16 protein-coding genes are annotated in these 16,616 nt (G+C 70.9%); 13 read left to right on the forward strand and 3 right to left on the reverse strand.

Features of this window, described 5'->3' with window-relative positions; all coding sequences use genetic code 11:
• Positions 1 to 468 precede the first annotated feature (468 nt).
• A complete protein-coding gene (locus ABZX37_RS11105; RefSeq protein WP_354738306.1) occupies positions 469 to 927 on the reverse strand; it encodes a GatB/YqeY domain-containing protein in 459 nt (152 codons plus the stop codon).
• 125 nt (positions 928 to 1,052) lie between these two features.
• Here ABZX37_RS11105 and fmt point away from each other — a divergent pair, with 125 nt between their 5' ends.
• The 3 genes from fmt to ABZX37_RS11120 are packed head-to-tail and all read left to right on the forward strand — an operon-like array spanning position 1,053 to position 3,903.
• Complete coding sequence (fmt, locus tag ABZX37_RS11110) at positions 1,053 to 1,979, forward strand: methionyl-tRNA formyltransferase (protein ID WP_354738308.1); 927 nt, start codon at positions 1,053 to 1,055, stop codon at positions 1,977 to 1,979.
• Entirely contained in the window at positions 1,976 to 3,400 is a 1,425-nt protein-coding gene (locus tag ABZX37_RS11115) for a transcription antitermination factor NusB (protein ID WP_354738309.1), read from the forward strand. The genes fmt and ABZX37_RS11115 overlap by 4 nt, the downstream gene beginning before the upstream one ends.
• The gene (locus tag ABZX37_RS11120) at positions 3,397 to 3,903 is read left to right on the forward strand and encodes a flavoprotein (RefSeq protein ID WP_354738311.1); all 507 of its coding nucleotides are present in this window, start codon (positions 3,397 to 3,399) and stop codon (positions 3,901 to 3,903) included. Before ABZX37_RS11115 ends, ABZX37_RS11120 begins: the two co-directional genes overlap by 4 nt.
• 66 nt (positions 3,904 to 3,969) lie before the next feature.
• On the opposite strand, the gene phoA is transcribed toward ABZX37_RS11120, so the two are convergent.
• Positions 3,970 to 5,373 (reverse strand): alkaline phosphatase, encoded by a 1,404-nt coding sequence (phoA, locus tag ABZX37_RS11125; protein WP_354738313.1) that lies wholly within the window; start codon positions 5,371 to 5,373, stop codon positions 3,970 to 3,972.
• Between the two features lie 169 nt (positions 5,374 to 5,542).
• Between phoA and rpe the strand changes: the two genes are divergently transcribed.
• From rpe to ABZX37_RS11150, 5 genes are all read left to right on the forward strand, one after another.
• Positions 5,543 to 6,226: a ribulose-phosphate 3-epimerase gene (gene rpe, locus ABZX37_RS11130; RefSeq protein ID WP_354738315.1), complete on the forward strand. Its 684-nt coding sequence runs from the start codon at positions 5,543 to 5,545 to the stop codon at positions 6,224 to 6,226.
• A gap of 83 nt (positions 6,227 to 6,309) precedes the next feature.
• Entirely contained in the window at positions 6,310 to 6,915 is a 606-nt protein-coding gene (locus ABZX37_RS11135; protein ID WP_344267282.1) for a riboflavin synthase, read from the forward strand.
• A 93-nt stretch (positions 6,916 to 7,008) separates the two neighbouring features.
• Positions 7,009 to 8,280, forward strand: a complete 1,272-nt coding sequence (locus ABZX37_RS11140) for a bifunctional 3,4-dihydroxy-2-butanone-4-phosphate synthase/GTP cyclohydrolase II (protein ID WP_354738663.1) — start codon at positions 7,009 to 7,011, stop codon at positions 8,278 to 8,280.
• On the forward strand, positions 8,277 to 8,783 hold the full coding sequence (gene ribH / locus ABZX37_RS11145) for a 6,7-dimethyl-8-ribityllumazine synthase (RefSeq protein WP_067579223.1): 507 nt from the start codon (positions 8,277 to 8,279) through the stop codon (positions 8,781 to 8,783). Before ABZX37_RS11140 ends, ribH begins: the two co-directional genes overlap by 4 nt.
• 5 nt (positions 8,784 to 8,788) lie before the next feature.
• Positions 8,789 to 9,235, forward strand: coding sequence for a PH domain-containing protein (locus tag ABZX37_RS11150; protein WP_354738318.1), 447 nt, complete (start codon positions 8,789 to 8,791; stop codon positions 9,233 to 9,235).
• Positions 9,236 to 9,239: 4 nt separating this feature from the next.
• Here ABZX37_RS11150 and ABZX37_RS11155 read toward each other — a convergent pair whose 3' ends face one another.
• Positions 9,240 to 10,031, reverse strand: coding sequence for an exodeoxyribonuclease III (locus tag ABZX37_RS11155; RefSeq protein ID WP_354738320.1), 792 nt, complete (start codon positions 10,029 to 10,031; stop codon positions 9,240 to 9,242).
• A gap of 189 nt (positions 10,032 to 10,220) precedes the next feature.
• Between ABZX37_RS11155 and uvrC the strand changes: the two genes are divergently transcribed.
• From uvrC to ABZX37_RS11180, 5 genes are all read left to right on the forward strand, one after another.
• Entirely contained in the window at positions 10,221 to 12,251 is a 2,031-nt protein-coding gene (gene uvrC, locus ABZX37_RS11160; RefSeq protein WP_354738322.1) for an excinuclease ABC subunit UvrC, read from the forward strand.
• A 52-nt stretch (positions 12,252 to 12,303) separates the two neighbouring features.
• On the forward strand, positions 12,304 to 13,161 hold the full coding sequence (rapZ, locus tag ABZX37_RS11165; protein ID WP_020658140.1) for an RNase adapter RapZ: 858 nt from the start codon (positions 12,304 to 12,306) through the stop codon (positions 13,159 to 13,161).
• A 1-nt stretch (position 13,162) separates the two neighbouring features.
• A complete protein-coding gene (gene yvcK / locus ABZX37_RS11170; protein WP_354738665.1) occupies positions 13,163 to 14,125 on the forward strand; it encodes a uridine diphosphate-N-acetylglucosamine-binding protein YvcK in 963 nt (320 codons plus the stop codon).
• Positions 14,126 to 14,161: 36 nt separating this feature from the next.
• Positions 14,162 to 15,151: a DNA-binding protein WhiA gene (gene whiA, locus ABZX37_RS11175; RefSeq protein ID WP_093574335.1), complete on the forward strand. Its 990-nt coding sequence runs from the start codon at positions 14,162 to 14,164 to the stop codon at positions 15,149 to 15,151.
• Between the two features lie 445 nt (positions 15,152 to 15,596).
• Positions 15,597 to 16,574 (forward strand): LLM class flavin-dependent oxidoreductase, encoded by a 978-nt coding sequence (locus ABZX37_RS11180; RefSeq protein ID WP_354738324.1) that lies wholly within the window; start codon positions 15,597 to 15,599, stop codon positions 16,572 to 16,574.
• Positions 16,575 to 16,616: the final 42 nt, after the last annotated feature.

Here is a 16,616-nt window from a genome sequence, read left to right on the forward strand (position 1 = left end):
CATGCTGTGGGTCACCCCGCAGGGGGGGTTTTTGTCATGGCGGGATTGATGCCTTGACAAGCACCCGCCGTCCGCGTTTTTGGCTTCGTATCGGGGTGCGGGGGTGGTGTGGGTGCCTCGATGGTTGGGTGCACCGGCTGCGGTTTCGGGCGGGGCTAGCGCCCCAATGTGGCGTTGGGTGCGTTGGATGCACCGAACGCCGCATTGGGTGCGTGTGACGCACCGAACGCCACATTGGGTGCGTGTGATGCACCCAATGTGGCGTTGGGGCGCATTGCGGCGGCGAGCGGGCGAGCGAGCGGGGGTGGTCCGTGAAGGGCTCCTTGAGGGAATCTGATTCCGTGAAGGGGCCCCTCACGGACATCGGCGGGTCGTGAGGGGAACCCTGCGGGACTCAGAGTCCGTGAAGGTGGCCCTCACGGACTGCGGGGCGCGACCGAAGTGCCAGCGGGCGAGGGCGGCGAGGAGTTATCCGGCGGAGAGCTGGCGTTTCACCTCGGCGGCGACGCGGGAGCCTTCCGCGCGTCCGGCGATCTTCGGCTGAACGGCCTTCATCACGGCACCCATCCCGGCCATCCCCGAGGCACCGGTCTCCGTCACCGCCTCGGTGACCAAGCCGCGCAGTTCGTCGTCCGAGAGCTGGGCGGGCAGGTAGCCGGTGAGGACCTGCGCCTCGGCTCGTTCGCGTTCGGCTGACTCCGCGCGGCCTGCCTTCTCGAAGGCCTCGGCGGCGTCGCGGCGTTTCTTCACCTCTCGGGTGATGATCTTCAGGACCTCGTCGTCGGAGAGTTCGCGTGCGCTGTCGCCTGCGGTCTCTTCGTAGCCGATCGCCGAGAGGGTCAGGCGCAGGGTCGCCGAGCGCAGCTGGTCCCTTGCCTTGATCGCGGTCGTGAGGTCGTCGTGCAGGGTCGCCTTCAGCGTGGTCATATACCCGATCCTGGCACCAGCCCCGGCTGGCTGCCCGCGCCGCGCCGCCGGGGGCGGGGTCTTCTAGACTCGCTTCCGATGTCCGACCAGCCTGAAATCCCCTTTTCCCTTCCGGAGGTGCGGTGATGCGTCTCGTTTTCGCCGGCACCCCGGAACCCGCCGTGCCGTCGTTGCGCGCGCTGATCGAGTCCGGGCGGCACGAGGTCGTCGCGGTCGTCACGCGGCCGGACGCCCAGGCCGGGCGCGGTCGCAAGGTGCTGCGGTCCCCGGTCGGGGCCCTCGCCGACGAGCACGGCATCGAGGTGCTCACGCCCGCCCGCGCCGGTGACCCGGCGTTTCTCGCCCGCTTGCGCGAGCTGGAGCCGGACGTCTGCCCGGTCGTGGCGTACGGGGCGCTGCTGCCGCAGTCCGCGCTCGACATCCCGGCGCACGGCTGGGTCAACCTGCACTTTTCGCTGCTGCCCGCGTGGCGTGGCGCGGCCCCGGTGCAGGCGGCGATCCGGGCGGGGGACGAGATGACCGGCGCGTCCACCTTCCGGATCGTGAAGGAGCTCGACGCGGGGCCGGTGTTCGGCGTGGTGACCGAGGCGATCGGCCCGGCCGACACGTCCGGCGCGCTGCTCGGCAGGCTCGCCGAGTCCGGGGCGCATCTGCTGGTGTCCACCGTGGACGGCATCGAGGACGGCACGCTGCGCGCGGTCGAGCAGCCGGGCGAGGGCATGAGTTACGCGCCGAAGGTGACCGTCGAGGACGCGCGGGTGTCGTTCGCGGACCCGGCTTCGGCGGTCGACCGGCACATCCGCTCGGTGACGCCGGATCCCGGCGCGTGGGCGGAGTTCCGCGGCGAGCGGTTCAAGCTGGGGCCGGTCACAGTGCTCGACGAACCCGGTCCGCGGCCGGGCGAGCTGGTGGTCGAGCGCAAGCGCGTGCTCGTGGGCACGGCGACGAAACCGGTGCGGCTGGGCGAGGTCCAGGCCGCCGGGAAGAAACGAATGGCTGCCACCGACTGGGCGCGCGGCACGAGGATCGACGAAGGAGAGCGCCTGCGGTGAACGAGCGTGGAGAACGGCGGCCGTCACGGCCGCAGCGGGGCCGTCCGGCTCCGCGCAAAGAAGGACCGCGGCGTCCGCCGGAGATCGACCCGGCCCGCCAGGTGGCGTTCGACGTGCTGCGCGCCGTGCGAGAGAAGGACGCGTACGCCAACCTCGTCCTCCCGCAGCTGCTGCGGGAACGCCGGGTGAGCGGCCGCGACGCCGCGCTGGCCACCGAACTGACCTACGGCTCGGCCCGCGCGCAGGGCCTGCTCGACGCGGTGATCGCCGCGTGCGCCGACCGGCCGATCGAGAAGACCGACCCGGTGGTCCTCGACGCGCTGCGGCTCGGCGTCTACCAGCTGCTGCGCACCCGGATCCCGGAGCACGCCGCCGTCGGGTCCACTGTGGACCTCGTGCGCGCCGAAGCCGGTTCGTGGGCAACGGGATTCACGAACGCCATTCTGCGCGCGGTGTCCGCAAAGGACGAAGCGCAGTGGCTCGACGAACTGACGCCGGACGAGGCCACCGACCCGATCGGCGCGTACGCGCTCCGCACCGCGCACCCGCGCTGGGTCGCCCGGTCGTTCGCGGAAGCGTTGGGGGACAAGGGCGCTGAGCTGAAGGCCGCCCTCGAAGCGGACGACGCCCGCCCCGAGGTGCACTTGGTCGCTCGCCCCGGCGAGATCAGCGCCGACGAACTGGCCGCGATCACCGGCGGCGATCCCGCGCCGTACTCGCCCTACGGCGTGCACCTGCCCGCAGGCGCGGGCGACCCGGCCGACGTGGAACCGGTGCGCGAACGCCTTGCCGCGGTGCAGGACGAAGGCAGCCAGCTGTGCGCCATCGCCGTCACCAAGGCCCCGCTGAAGGGCTCCGACGAACGCTGGCTGGACCTGTGCGCGGGTCCCGGCGGCAAAGCGGCGCTGCTCGGCGCACTGGCCAAGATCAGCGGCGCGCACGTGGACGCCGTGGAGAAGGCTCCGCACCGCGCCCGGCTGATCGAGAACGCCACCGAGGGCCTGCCGGTCGCCGTGCACGTCGCCGACGGCCGCGAATCCGGCTTGGAACCGGGCTACGACCGGATCCTCGTCGACGCCCCGTGCAGCGGCCTTGGCGCACTGCGCCGACGCCCCGAAGCCCGGTGGCGCCGCAAGCCGTCGGACGTCGCGGACCTCACCAAGCTGCAAGGCGAACTGCTGATGGCGGCGCTGGACCTGGTGCGCCCGGGCGGCATCGTCACGTACGTCGTCTGCTCGCCGCACCTGGCCGAAACCGAAGGCGTGGTAGGCGAAACCGCCCGCCGCACCAAGTCCGAGATCGTGGACGCCCGGGGGTTCTTCCCCGACGTCCCGCACCTCGGCGACGGCCCGTACGTCCAGCTGTGGCCCCACCGACACGGCACCGACGCGATGTTCTGCGCGGTGCTGCGCAAACCGTGACGGATCTAGGTTTGGTCGCCAGCTCGTGCGGCGGACTGGACACCCGGTTCACCGACGAGCTGGCAAAACCAGCGGTCGCCCGAGGCTGGCGGCTCGCCATCACGCTCACCCCGACGGCCTGGGGCTGGCTGAAAGCAACCGGCGGCCTGGGCGAACTCGAAGCCACGACGGACCTTCCGGTGCGCAGCACGTCCCGGCTGCCCGGCGAACCTCGTCCGCACCCGGACCCGAAGGTGTTCCTCTTCGCGCCCGCGTCGGCGAACTCGGTAGCGAAGCTGGCGCTGGGGATCGCGGACAATCAGGCACTCACGTTGCTAGGCGATGTCCTTGGCGCACCAGGAATCACCATCGTCGTCGCTTATCAGATCCAGCCGACCCGGGAGCACCATCCGGCCTGGCAGCGGCACCTCGACACGTTGACCGAGGCTGGCGTCCGGCTGCACCGGCTCGACCCGCGCCGCCCCTGGTCGGAACCGCTCGACTTGCTGCCCTCGCCTGCGTAGAAAGCCGTGAAGGACTCCTTCAGGGAATCTGATTCCCTGAAGGAGCCCTTCACGGACCTCAGAGGCTCAGCGCAGGCGAAGCGCGCGCTTCACCGTGCCGAACAGGTCGGTCTGGTTGGTCAGCCCCACGACGTTCGCCGCCTGCGGCCCGTAAGCCGCGATGCGGACCTGCGTGCCGGTGTGTTCCATCGAGGAACCGGGCAGCGCGGTGCCGTAGTTGAGGGTCATGTTCGCGCCCTCGTTGGTGATCAGCGTCGCGGTCTGGCCAGGCGTCTTGGCGTCGTTGGACACGATCTGGCTGGTGTGCCCGTGATCCGCGGTCACCACAACCAGCGTGTCCGTGTGGCTGCGGGCGTAAGCAAGCCCAGCCGCGACAGCAGCGTCGAAGTCGATCGTCTCGCCGATCTGCCCGCACGGGTCGGCCGCGTGATCCTGCTTGTCGATCGAAGCACCCTCGACCTGCAGGAAGAAGCCCTTGTTGCTGCGCCGGTCCTCCAGCAACTGCAACGCCTTCTGCGTCTGCGCCACCAGCTTCGGCTGCGTCTTCGGCAGGGCCGGGTTCGGGGTGCAGCGGGTCGGCGCGGTGCCGCCCTGCGTCGCCTTCGGGCCGGTCCAGTTCACCGGCATATTGCCCGACGCGAACAGGCCGAGCAGCGGCTTGCCCGGACGAGCCTTCGCCAGGTCGTCAGCCGTGTTCACCACGTTGTACCCGGCGGCCTTGGCCTGCTCCAGAACCGGCTTCCCCTTGAACTGCCCGGCGGTCGCCTTCTGGTCGAAGTACTTCGCGCCGCCGCCGAGGAGCACGTCCGGGCGGGTCTGCACGAGCTGCTCGGAGATCGAGCCCGCGCCGCCGTTCTCCTTGGCGTTCTGCGCGCACTTCTTGGTGGTCTCGTCCGGGCCCTTGCAGTCGCGGTCGACGACGTGCGCGCCGAGCACGGCCGGGGTCGCGTCCTGGACCTCGGCGGTGGTCACGTCGCCGGTGCGCAGGCCGCCGCGCTTGGCGAGCTCGAGCAGCGTCGGGACCGGGTTGCCGTAGGCATCCACGGAAATCGCGCCGTTGTAGGTCTTCGTGCCGGTCGCCCAGCCGGTGCCGGACGCCGCGGAGTCGGTGACGTAGTCCGGCTTCGCCGGGTTGCCCTTCTCGACCGCGTAGGTGGTGTAGTCGCCGGTCAGCGGGAATTCGTCCATCGCGAGCCGGCCGGCCGCGCCGCGCTCGTAGTTGCGCGCCGAGGTGATCTCGGACTGGCCCATGCCGTCGCCGATGAACAGGATGACGTTGCGCGCGTGGCCGCCCTGGATCGCCTGGCGGACCTCCTGCGTGCGGTCGCCCGCGCCGGCCGAAGCGGCGCGCGCGCCCTGGTCGTCCTGGTTGCCCTGCGCGGCGATCGCGACCGGGGCCGCGGCGACCATCGCGACGCCCAGCGCGCCCGCGGCCAGCCACTTGCGGCGGCCTGCCAAGACGGTTCTCATGATTCTCCTCGGGGTGCTTCTCGTCCGGAACTTCCGGTGGTGACCCATTAGTGCTCGCCGATGTGTTCGATACGGAGAATCCGGATGAGCGCCCGGTGTCCGGAAAGCGAACTCCGGTGCGGTCACGGCCGGTGAACAGGCCGGAACCGGGTCCTCCTACACTCGGGCCGTGGCTTCACCTCTCATCGCACCCAGCATCCTGTCCGCCGACTTCGCCAAGCTCGGCGAGGAGATCGCGGCCGTCGCGCGCCCCGGGGAGACCCGGGCCGACTGGGTGCACGTGGACGTCATGGACGCGCACTTCGTGCCCAACCTGACCCTCGGCCTCCCGGTGGTCCAGTCGATCCTCAAGTCGACCGACGTCCCGATCGACTGCCACCTGATGATCGACGACCCGGACCGCTGGGCGATCGGCTACGCCGAGGCCGGCGCGTACAACGTCACGGTGCACGCGGAAGCCGCCGCGGACCCGGTCATGCTGGCGAAGAACCTGCGCGCTGCGGGCGCGAAGGCGGGGCTGTCGATCAAGCCGGGCACGCCGCTCGAACCGCACCTCGAAACCCTCAAGCACTACGACACGCTGCTCGTCATGTCCGTCGAACCGGGCTTCGGCGGGCAGTCGTTCATCGCCGACGTCCTGGAGAAGGTGCGCACCGCGCGCCGCCTGGTCGACACCGGGCACCTCAAGCTGGTCGTCGAGATCGACGGCGGGATCAACTCCGACACCATCGAACAGGCCGCCGAAGCGGGCGTCGACTGCTTCGTCGCGGGCTCGGCTGTCTACGGCGCCGAGGACCCGGGCCGCGCCGTCGCCGCCCTGCGTGCGCAGGCCGCTCGCCTCCGCGTCAGCTGACGTACGGCCCGGGAAGCCCCCGGGACCGGACGGGTGTTGGATGGAAGGGCCACCGAGGGCGGTGGCCGGGCGAGGAGGCAGCAGTGTTCACGGGAATTGTCGAAGAGGTCGGCGAGGTCACCGCGGTCGAGCAGCTCACCGACGCGGCTCGGCTCACCGTGCGCGGCCCGTTGGTCACTTCGGACGCGGGCCACGGCGATTCGATCGCGGTCAGCGGCGTGTGCCTGACCGTCGTCACGGTCTCCGGCGGCGAGTTCACCGTCGATGTGGTGAACGAAACACTCCAGCGTTCGAGCCTCGCGAAGGTGGCTGTCGGCGACGCGGTGAACCTCGAGCGCGCGACCCCGGCGGGCGGGCGGCTCGGCGGGCACATCATGCAGGGCCACGTGGACGGCACCGGCGTTTTCGTTTCCCGCGACGAGCGCGGCGTGACGACGTTCTCCCTGCCCCCGGCCTTGTCGCGGTACGTCGTGGAGAAGGGTTCGATCGCCGTCGACGGCGTTTCGCTCACCGTCGCGAGCGTCTCGGAGGACCGGTTTTCGGTCGCTTTGATCCCCACCACGCTCGAGGTGACGACCCTCGGCAGGCGGGAAGAAGGCGACCACGTGAACCTCGAAGTGGACGTCGTCGCGAAGTACGTGGAGAAGCTCACTGCGCCACACGTGGCGGCGAACGCGCACAATGTGTGACATCCACCCGGCGGCGGCAGCGAAGGAGCACCCGTGAGCGAGACGAAGGCGGCCGAGCCGCAGACCGGTTGGACCCCGTGCGGAGCGGGCGCGGTGGTGGACGTTGACGCCATCGAGGCCGCGATCGCGGACATCGCCGCTGGGCGAGCGGTGGTCGTCGTCGACGACGAGGACCGCGAGAACGAGGGCGACCTGATCTTCGCCGCCGAGAAGGCGACGCCGGAGCTGCTCGCGTTCATGGTGCGCTACACCTCGGGCTACGTGTGCGTCGCGCTGACCGAGTCCGAGGCGGACCGGCTCGACCTGCCGCCGATGTACCACACGAACCAGGACCAGCGCGGGACCGCGTACAGCGTCACGGTCGACGCGGCGGAGGGCATCACCACCGGCATCTCCGGCACTGACCGCGCGCACACCACCCGGCTGCTGGCCGATCCCGAAGCCACCGCGAAGGACTTCCGCCGCCCCGGGCACGTGGTGCCGCTGCGTGCCAAGGAAGGCGGCGTGCTGCGCCGTCCCGGGCACACCGAGGCCGCGGTGGACCTGGCCCGGCTGGCGGGCCTGCACCCGGCGGGCGCGCTCTGCGAGATCGTGTCGCAGAAGGACGAGGGCGACATGGCCCGGCGCGACGAGCTGGAAGTGTTCGCCGCCGACCACGACCTGAAGATCATCTCGATCGCGGACCTGATCGCCTACCGGCGGCGCACCGAGAAGCAGGTCGAGCGCGTCGCCGAGGCGCGGATCCCGCTGCCCGCGGGCGAGTTCCGCGCGGTCGGGTACGACAGCCTGCTCGACGGGATCGAGCACGTCGCCTTCGTGTACGGCGAGATCGGCGACGGCGAGGACATCCTGGTCCGCGTCCACTCCGAATGCCTCACCGGCGACGTTTTCGGCTCGCTGCGCTGCGACTGCGGCCCGCAGCTCGACGCCGCGCTGCAGAAGGTGGCCGACGAGGGCCGCGGGGTCGTGCTGTACATCCGCGGGCACGAGGGCCGCGGAATCGGCCTGCTGCACAAGCTTCAGGCGTACCAGCTGCAGGACGCGGGCGCGGACACCGTCGACGCGAACCTGGCGCTGGGCGTGCCCGCCGACGCGCGCGACTACGGCACCGGCGCGCAGATCCTGTGCGACCTCGGCGTCCGGTCGATGCGGCTGCTCACGAACAACCCGGCGAAGCGGGTCGGCCTCGAGGGCTACGGCCTGCGCGTCACCGGCCGGGTCGCGCTGCCGATCTCGCCGAACCCGGAAAACCTGCGGTACCTGCGCACGAAGCGCGACCGGATGGGGCACGACCTCAGCCAGCTCGAGCACTACGACCAGGTCGGGGCGTCCGACCAGGGCACCGAGGAGGACACCACGCGATGAGCGGCGAGGGGCGGCCGGAAGCCGCGCTCGACCTGCGCGACTGCAAGTCCCTGCGACTGGCGGTCGTCGCGACGCGGTGGAACGCGAAGATCACCGACGTGCTGCTGGAACGCGCGCTCGCCGCGGCCAAGGACGCCGAGCTGGAGGAAGAGCCCACGGTCGTCCGCGTCGCGGGCGCGGTGGAGCTTCCGGTCGCGGCGCAGGCGCTGGCACGCAACCACGACGCGGTCGTCGCGCTGGGCGTCGTGATCCGCGGCGGCACCCCGCACTTCGAGTACGTGTGCGACGCGGTCACTGCGGGCCTCACCCGGGTCGCGCTCGACGAGAGCACCCCGGTCGGCAACGGCGTCCTGACCTGCGACACCGAGCAGCAGGCGCTCGACCGCTCCGGCATGCCCGGCTCCGTGGAGGACAAAGGCTACGAAGCGGCCGTGGCGGCGCTCGACACCGCGCACGTGCTGCGCGGTCTGGGCAAGCCGTGGACCGAGCGGGGATTCGTGTGAGCGTGATGACCGAGCAGCAGACCACCCTCGTGATCCGGCCGCGCCGGGCGCTCGTCATGTGCAGCGTGCTGGCGGTGGCGCTGCTCGCGGCGTTCGTGGTGGTCGCGGTCCTGCTGCGCGGCTCGCACACCGGAGCCGTGTTCGAGGTGTCGGACCAGATCGCGATGATCGGCATCGGCATCGCGCTGTCGGCGGGCACGATGCTGTTCGGCAACGCCCGCGTCCGCGCGGACGCCACCGGCATCGAGGTCCGCAACGTCCTCGCGCGGCGCGTGTTCACCTGGGATCAGGTGCTGTCGATCAGCTTCCCGGACGGCGCCTCGTGGGCCCGCCTGGAACTGCCGGACGACGAGTACTTCTCGGTGATGGCCGTGCAGGCCGTGGACCGGGAACGCGCGGTGCTGGCGGTGCGCGCGCTGCGAAAGCTGCACCGGGCCGCCACCGAGGCCTGAGTTCTTACAGTTCCAGTTCCAGATCCACGACGATCGGCGCGTGGTCGGACGGTCCCTTGCCCTTGCGGGCCTCGCGGTCCACGTAGGAATTGGTGACCGCCTTGGCGAAAACCTCGTTCCCGTAGACGAGGTCGATGCGCATTCCCTTGTTGTTGGGGAAGTTCCCGCCGCGGTAGTCCCAGTAGGTGAACGGGTGGTCGTACTTCAGCGGCCGCGGGAAAACGTCGGACAGTCCCGCGTCGCGGAGCTTCTTCAGCGCTGCTCGTTCGGGCTCGGTGACGTGCGTGGACTCGGCGAAAACCGAGATGTCCCAGACGTCCTGGTCGGTTGGCGCGACGTTGAAATCGCCGAGCACCGCGAACGGACGGGCGTGGTTCAGTTCTTCGCAGACGAGGTCGCTGAGCTTATCGAACCACTCGAGTTTGTAGGCGTAGTGCGGGTTTTCCGGCTCACGCCCGTTCGGCACGTACACCGACCAGATGCGGATCCCGCCGCACGTCGCGCCGATCGCGCGCGCCTCGGCCTGCCCGTCGAAGCCCGGTTCGCCCGGCAGCCCGCGCACCACGTCGTCGAGCCCGATCTTGGAGAGGATCGCGACGCCGTTCCATCGTCCCAGCCCATACGCGGCGACCTCGTACCCGCGGGCGGTGATCTCTTCGGCGGGGAAGGCTTCGGTGGTGTTCTTGAGTTCCTGCAGGCAGAGGACATCCGGCGCGGTGCGGTCGAGCCAGTCGAGCACGCGGGGCAGCCGGGGAACGATGGAGTTGACGTTCCAGGTGGCGACGCGGACGGTCATGGCTGCTCCCTGATCGTTCGACGGGCCGGCGAGGCCCAGGCTACGACATGCTCGCTGCTCACCCGACTGTGCCCGACCGGCACGGGGATCCGAACCGGCAAGAGCCGCGCCTTCAGCCACGGGCATGGCCCCCGCCCGCATTAAGGGGTCTCACGGAAACTGTCGGACCCTCGCCATACAGTGGGGCACGTGGCTGATCCGACCACCTACCGACCTCAGCCGGGGAGCATCCCGGACTCGCCTGGCGTCTACAAGTTCCGCGACGACGCCAAGCGGGTCATCTACGTCGGCAAAGCGAAGAGCCTGCGCAGCAGGCTGAACTCGTACTTCGCCGACCTGTCCGGCCTTCATCCGCGCACGCGGCAGATGGTCACCACCGCGGCGAGCGTCGAGTGGACCGTCGTCGGCACCGAGGTCGAGGCGCTCCAGCTGGAGTACAACTGGATCAAGGAGTTCGACCCCCGGTTCAACGTCCGCTACCGCGACGACAAGAGCTACCCGGTCCTCGCGGTCACGCTGAACGAGGAATTCCCCCGGCTGCACGTCTACCGCGGCGCGCGCAAGAAGGGCGTCCGCTACTTCGGGCCGTACTCGCACGCGTGGGCGATCCGCGAGACGCTCGACCTTCTCCTGCGCGTTTTCCCGGCCCGCACCTGTTCCACCGGCGTCTTCCGCCGCCACGGGCAGATCGGGCGGCCGTGCCTGCTCGGCTACATCGACAAGTGCTCGGCCCCGTGCGTGGGCCGGGTGTCCGCGGACGAGCATCGGGCGATCGTCGAGGACTTCTGCGACTTCCTCGCCGGCCGCACGGACGCGATGGTGAAGCGGCTCGAACGCGAGATGGCCGCCGCGTCAGAGGAGCTGGAGTTCGAACGCGCCGCGCGGCTGCGGGACGACTTGGGCGCGTTGCGTCGCGCGATGGAGAAGCAAGCCGTGGTGTTCGGCGACGGCACGGACGCGGACGTCGTCGCCTTCGCGCACGACGAACTCGAGGCCGCCGTACAGGTGTTCCACGTGCGCGGTGGGCGCGTGCGCGGGCAGCGCGGGTGGGTGATCGACAAGGCCGAGGAGATGGACGTCCAGGCGCTGGTCGACCACTTCCTCACCCAGTTCTACGGCGAGGAATCCGACCGCGTGGGCCGCGACGACGTCGAGACCGGCCCGGTCGTCCCGCGCGAGGTGCTGGTGCCGGAGCTGCCCGCGGACGCCGACGCGGTCGCCGAGTGGCTGTCCGGCCTGCGCGGGTCGCGCGTGCGGCTGAGGGTCGCGCAGCGCGGCGACAAGAAGGCGCTCGCGGAAACGGTGGAGCGCAACGCCAAGGAGGCGTTCACCCAGCACAAACTGCGCCGCGCGGGCGATCTCACCGCGCGGTCCGCGGCACTGCAGGAACTCCAGGACTACCTGGCGCTCGACACCGCGCCGCTGCGCATCGAATGCATCGACATCAGCCACATCCAGGGCAGCGACGTCGTGGCGTCGCTGGTGGTGTTCGAGGACGGGCTGCCGCGCAAGTCCGAGTACCGCAAGTTCGCGCTGCGCGAGGCGGCGACCGAGGGCGACGTCGCGTCCATCGCGGAGGTCGTGCGTCGGCGATTCCACCGTTATCTCAAGGAAACCGCAGAAAACGCCGCCGAGACAACGGAAATCGCGGACGAGACCGCCGAGGAAGCGGGGGACGAGGCGGTCCGCCCGGTGCGCGCCGGGATCGACCCGGAGACCGGCCGCCCGCGCAAGTTCGCCTATCCGCCGAACCTGCTGGTCGTCGACGGCGCGGGCCCGCAGGCCACCGCGGCCGCGGACGTGCTCGCCGAACTCGGCATCACCGACATCGCCGTCGTCGGGCTCGCGAAGCGGCTCGAAGAGGTGTGGCTGCCCGGAGAACCGGATCCGATGATCCTGCCGCGCACGTCCGACGCGCTGTTCCTGCTGCAGCGGCTGCGCGACGAGGCGCACCGGTTCGCCATTCGCTACCACCGCGAAAAACGCGCCAAGCGCATGCAGACGTCCGAATTGGACAGTGTGCCCGGACTCGGGCAGGCTCGGCGCACCGCGCTGATCAAGCACTTCGGCTCGGTGAAGAAGCTCAAAGAGGCTCGGGTCGAGGAAATCGAAGCGGTGCCCGGTTTCGGCAGGCGCACCGCCGAGGCCGTGGTGGCGGCACTGGCCGGGGAGACCGGCGCCGCACCGCGGGCAGTACCGGGAGGGGACCAGGGGTCGTGATCGGGAAGGAAGCACACAAGTGAGTGCGGAAGAGGAAAAACGGGGCAGCGGGATGGAGGTCGCGGTCGTGTCGGGCCTCTCCGGCGCGGGCCGCTCCACGGCGGCCAAATGCCTGGAGGACCTCGGCTGGTTCGTGGTCGACAACCTGCCGCCGGAGCTGATCGCCACGATGGTCGAGCTCGGCGCGCAGGCGCGGGGGGCGATCACGAAGGTGGCGGTGGTGATGGACGTGCGTTCGCGCGCGTTCACCGACGACCTGGCCTCGGTGATCAAGGACCTGGACGCGCGCGGGTACAAGCCGCGCGTGCTGTTCCTCGAGGCCACCGACGCGGTGCTGGTGCGCCGCTTCGAATCGGTCCGCCGCGGCCATCCGATGCAGGGCGACGGCAGGCTCGCCGACGGCATCACCGCCGAGCGCAAGCTGCTTTCGCCGCTGCGCGAAGAGGCCGACCTGGTGCTCGACACGTCCGCGCTGTCGGTGCACGACCTGCGCGCGAAAATCGAGGACGCGTTCGGCTCCGAGGCCAGCACGCAGACCCGCGTCACCGTGCTGTCCTTCGGCTACAAGTACGGTTTGCCGATGGACGCCGACCTGGTGATGGACGTGCGGTTCCTGCCGAACCCGTTCTGGATCCCGGAGCTGCGCGAGCACACCGGCCTCGACGGCGAGGTGCGCAATTACGTGCTGTCCCAGGAAGGCGCCGAGGAATTCCTCGACCGCTACCACCAGCTGCTGCGGCTCATCGGCGCGGGCTACAAGCGCGAGGGCAAGCGGTACCTGACGCTCGCGGTCGGCTGCACCGGCGGCAAGCACCGCAGCGTCGCGATCTCCGAGGAACTCGCCCAGCGACTGTCCAATGAGGACGGCATGGCAGTAAAGGTGGTGCACCGGGATCTTGGCCGGGAGTGACGTGCGCGCGGTGGCGCTGGGCGGGGGACACGGGCTGCACGCGACGCTGACCGCGCTCCGGCGGATCACCCGCGCCGTCACGGCGGTGGTGACGGTGGCCGACGACGGCGGGTCGTCCGGCAGGCTGCGGCGCGAACTGGGGCTGCTGCCGCCGGGCGACCTGCGCCAGGCGTTCGCCGCCTTCGCCGCGGAGGACGGCGGGCGGCTGTGGGCGGAGGTGTTCCAGCACCGCTTCGGCGGCGACGGCGCGCTCGCCGGGCACGCCGTGGGCAACCTGCTGCTCGCCGGGCTGTTCGAGGTGCTCGGCGACCCGGTGGCCGCGCTCGACGAGGCCAGCAGGCTGATGGGCATCTCCGGCCGCGTGCTGCCGATGTCGCCGGAGCCGCTGGAGATCGAGGGCGAGGTCAGCGGCCTCGACAGCGAGAACCCGGACGCGATCCGGCGGATCCGCGGCCAGGTCGCGGTCGCCAGCACGCCCGGCCAGGTGCACCGCATCACCTTGCACCCGGCGGGCCGCCAGGAACGCCCGCCGCGCGGCTGCGCGGAGGCGATCGAGGCGGTGCTGGAGGCGGACGTCGTGTTCCTCGGCCCCGGCTCGTGGTTCACCAGCGTGCTGCCGCATGTGCTGGTCCCGGATCTGCACGACGCGCTCGTGCGCACGAGCGCCACCAAGGTCGTCGTGCTGAATCTTGTCCCCCAACCGGGGGAAACCGGCGGATTCTCCCCGGAGCGGCATCTGGACGTACTCTTCGAGCACGCGCCCGCGCTGCGGGTCGACGCCGTCGTCGCGGACCGTGATTCCGTCCCTGACCCGGCAAGCCTGCGCCGGGCGGCCGAACGCCTGGGAGCGAGGGCCTGCCTGGGGGCGGTGGCCGACCCGGTCGTGGCGGGACGGCATGATCCTGGTGCGCTCGCCCAGTGCATGCGAGAGGCACTAGGCCTCGGCGGGGAGCACTGTGGGTGACGGCGGGCGCGCAGCGAAAGGCAGGAGGGGCAGTACATGGCGATGACCGCCGCGGTGAAGGACGAACTGAGCCGGCTCGAGATCACGAAGATCGGGCCGCGCCGGGCGGAGGTCGCGTCGCTGCTTCGCTTCGCGGGCGGGCTGCACATCGTGGCCGGCCGCGTCGTGGTCGAGGCGGAGCTGGACACGGGTTCGGTCGCGCGGCGGCTGCGCAAGGAGATCCACGAGCTGTACGGGCATCATTCGGACGTGCACGTGATCACCGCGAGCGGCGGCCTGCGCAAGGGGACGCGGTACGTCGTGCGCGTGGTGAAGGACGGCGAGGGCTTGGCTCGGCAAACCGGCCTGATCGACCAGCGCGGACGCCCCGTGCGCGGCCTGCCCGCCGCCGTGGTGTCCGGCGGGGTGGCCGACGCCGAAGCGGCCTGGCGCGGTGCCTTCCTGGCGCATGGCTCGCTGACCGAACCGGGCCGTTCGTCGTCGCTGGAAGTGACCTGCCCGGGCCCGGAAGCGGCGCTGGCGTTGGTCGGTGCCGCCCGCCGGATGGGCATCCAGGCGAAGTCCCGCGAGGTACGGGGCGCGGACCGGGTCGTGGTCCGCGACGGTGACGCCATCGGAGCCCTGCTGACCCGCCTGGGCGCGCACACGAGCGTGCTGCAGTGGGAAGAACGCCGGATGCGCCGAGAGGTCCGCGCGACCGCCAACCGCCTCGCCAACTTCGACGACGCGAACCTGCGCCGCTCGGCCCGCGCGGCAGTCGCGGCGGCTGCCCGGGTGGAGCGCGCGCTGGAGATCCTGGGCGACACCGCCCCGGACCACCTGCTCGCCGCCGGCCGCTTGAGGCTGTCGAACCGCCAGGCGTCGCTCGAGGAACTGGGCCAGCTGTCCGACCCGCAGATGACGAAAGACGCGGTAGCCGGACGAATCCGGCGGCTGCTGGCGATGGCGGACAAGCGGGCGAAGGAACTGAGCATCCCGGACACCGAATCAGCGGTGACGCCGGAAATGCTGGAAGAAGAAGCCTGACGGCTGCTGCTGGCGCTGCGGCCGAGGGGAACGACGGCTGCGGCGCTGGCAGGCGAGAGGCGCTCGGCACGTGGCTGAGGGCGGCGAGGCTGCTGGTGCTGTGGCCGAGGAGAAGGACGGCAGCCGGTGCCAGGCAAGGCGAGAGGCGCTTGGCACCTGGCTGAGGGCGGCTGGTGCTGCGGCCGAGAAGAAGGACGGCAGCCGGTGCCAGCCAAGGCGAGAGGCGCGCAACGCCCGCGCTCCCAGCCGCGACGAGCCTGCGAGGAAGCCCTGGTCCGCTGCCAGGCGGGGCTCGTGCGTGGCGATGCCGGTGAGAACCGGGATTAGCACTCACGAGGGCACCGGACCGCACCCCGCCCAGCTCAGCGGCGTCGCCTCGGCAAAACCCCGTCCACAGTGGACAAATCACCCCCGCCACACCACCGGGTTCGCTACCGTGGGGGCCATGATCGATGTGCCGCTTTCCGCACTTGAACTCGCGCTCGTCGAAGCCGGGCAGTCGGCCACGGCGGCGCTCGGGCCGCTTTCCGCAGTCGCTCGGCGGCTCGACGACCTTGGCTACCACCGCCTCTGGTTCGCCGAGCATCACGGCTCCCCGGCCATCGCCAGCGCGTCCCCGCAGGTGCTCGCGGCGTACGCGGCCGCGGTGACGTCGCAGGTGCGGGTCGGGTCCGGCGGGGTCCTCGCGCCGAACCACGCGCCGTTCGCGCTGGCCGAGCAGTTCGGCACGCTCTCCGCCCTTAGCGGCGGCCGTGTTGACCTCGGTATCGGACGCGGGCCCGGCGCGCTCGATCCGGAGATCATCCGGGCGCTGCGCCGAGGAGCCGAACCGGCGGGGGAGGCCGACTACCACGCGGATGTCGACGAGTTGCTGAGGCATCTCGGCAGCGAGAAGGTGCTCCCGGGCGGAGTGACCGTTCCGGAGCCGTGGCTGCTCAGCTCCAGCCCGGCGGGCGCGGAGGTCGCGGCCGAGCGCGGGCTGCCGATCGCGTTCGCGCATCACATCCGGCCGGACAACACCGCGTCCGCGCTGGAGCGGTACCGGGAGAAGTTCCAGCCGTCGAAGTGGCGGTCCGAGCCGTACGTGCTGCTGTGCGTCGAGACGATCTGCGCGGACACCGACGCCGAGGCCGAATACCTGTCCGGGCCGATGAACGTCCTCAAATCCCACCTGCTCACCGGCGGCGGGGGAGACCAGCCGATGCTGACGCCGGAGCAGGCCGCCGAGTACGAGTTCGCGCCGGAGATGGTCCCGCAGCTCGCGCACTTCCGCGCGGCGCAGGCGTACGGCGAACCGGAACAGGTCCAAGCGCGGCTGGCTGAGCTGGCGAAGCAGACTGGTGCGGACGAAATCATGGTCACAGTGCCGGTCTTCGACGCGAAGGCGCGCATCCGCTGTTACGAACTGGTTGCCGGAGCCTGAAAGAATGAGGTGCGGCAGGGGTGACCGGCGCCGCTCCGGTCA

The organism is Amycolatopsis sp. NPDC004079, from assembly GCF_040610415.1.
Taxonomy (GTDB): Bacteria; Actinomycetota; Actinomycetes; order Mycobacteriales; family Pseudonocardiaceae; genus Amycolatopsis; species Amycolatopsis halotolerans.

What these genes read in the sequence shown, in the direction of transcription:
- ribH (WP_067579223.1), top strand. Translation starts at nt 8,277, where the DNA reads ATGAGCGGCGAGGGGCGGCCGGAAGCCGCGCTCGACCTGCGCGACTGC.
- ABZX37_RS11180 (WP_354738324.1), top strand. Translation starts at nt 15,597, where the DNA reads ATGATCGATGTGCCGCTTTCCGCACTTGAACTCGCGCTCGTCGAAGCC.
- phoA (WP_354738313.1), bottom strand. Translation starts at nt 5,373, where the DNA reads ATGAGAACCGTCTTGGCAGGCCGCCGCAAGTGGCTGGCCGCGGGCGCG.
- ABZX37_RS11155 (WP_354738320.1), bottom strand. Translation starts at nt 10,031, where the DNA reads ATGACCGTCCGCGTCGCCACCTGGAACGTCAACTCCATCGTTCCCCGG.
- ABZX37_RS11150 (WP_354738318.1), top strand. Translation starts at nt 8,789, where the DNA reads ATGACCGAGCAGCAGACCACCCTCGTGATCCGGCCGCGCCGGGCGCTC.
- rapZ (WP_020658140.1), top strand. Translation starts at nt 12,304, where the DNA reads ATGGAGGTCGCGGTCGTGTCGGGCCTCTCCGGCGCGGGCCGCTCCACG.
- whiA (WP_093574335.1), top strand. Translation starts at nt 14,162, where the DNA reads ATGGCGATGACCGCCGCGGTGAAGGACGAACTGAGCCGGCTCGAGATC.
- ABZX37_RS11105 (WP_354738306.1), bottom strand. Translation starts at nt 927, where the DNA reads ATGACCACGCTGAAGGCGACCCTGCACGACGACCTCACGACCGCGATC.
- fmt (WP_354738308.1), top strand. Translation starts at nt 1,053, where the DNA reads ATGCGTCTCGTTTTCGCCGGCACCCCGGAACCCGCCGTGCCGTCGTTG.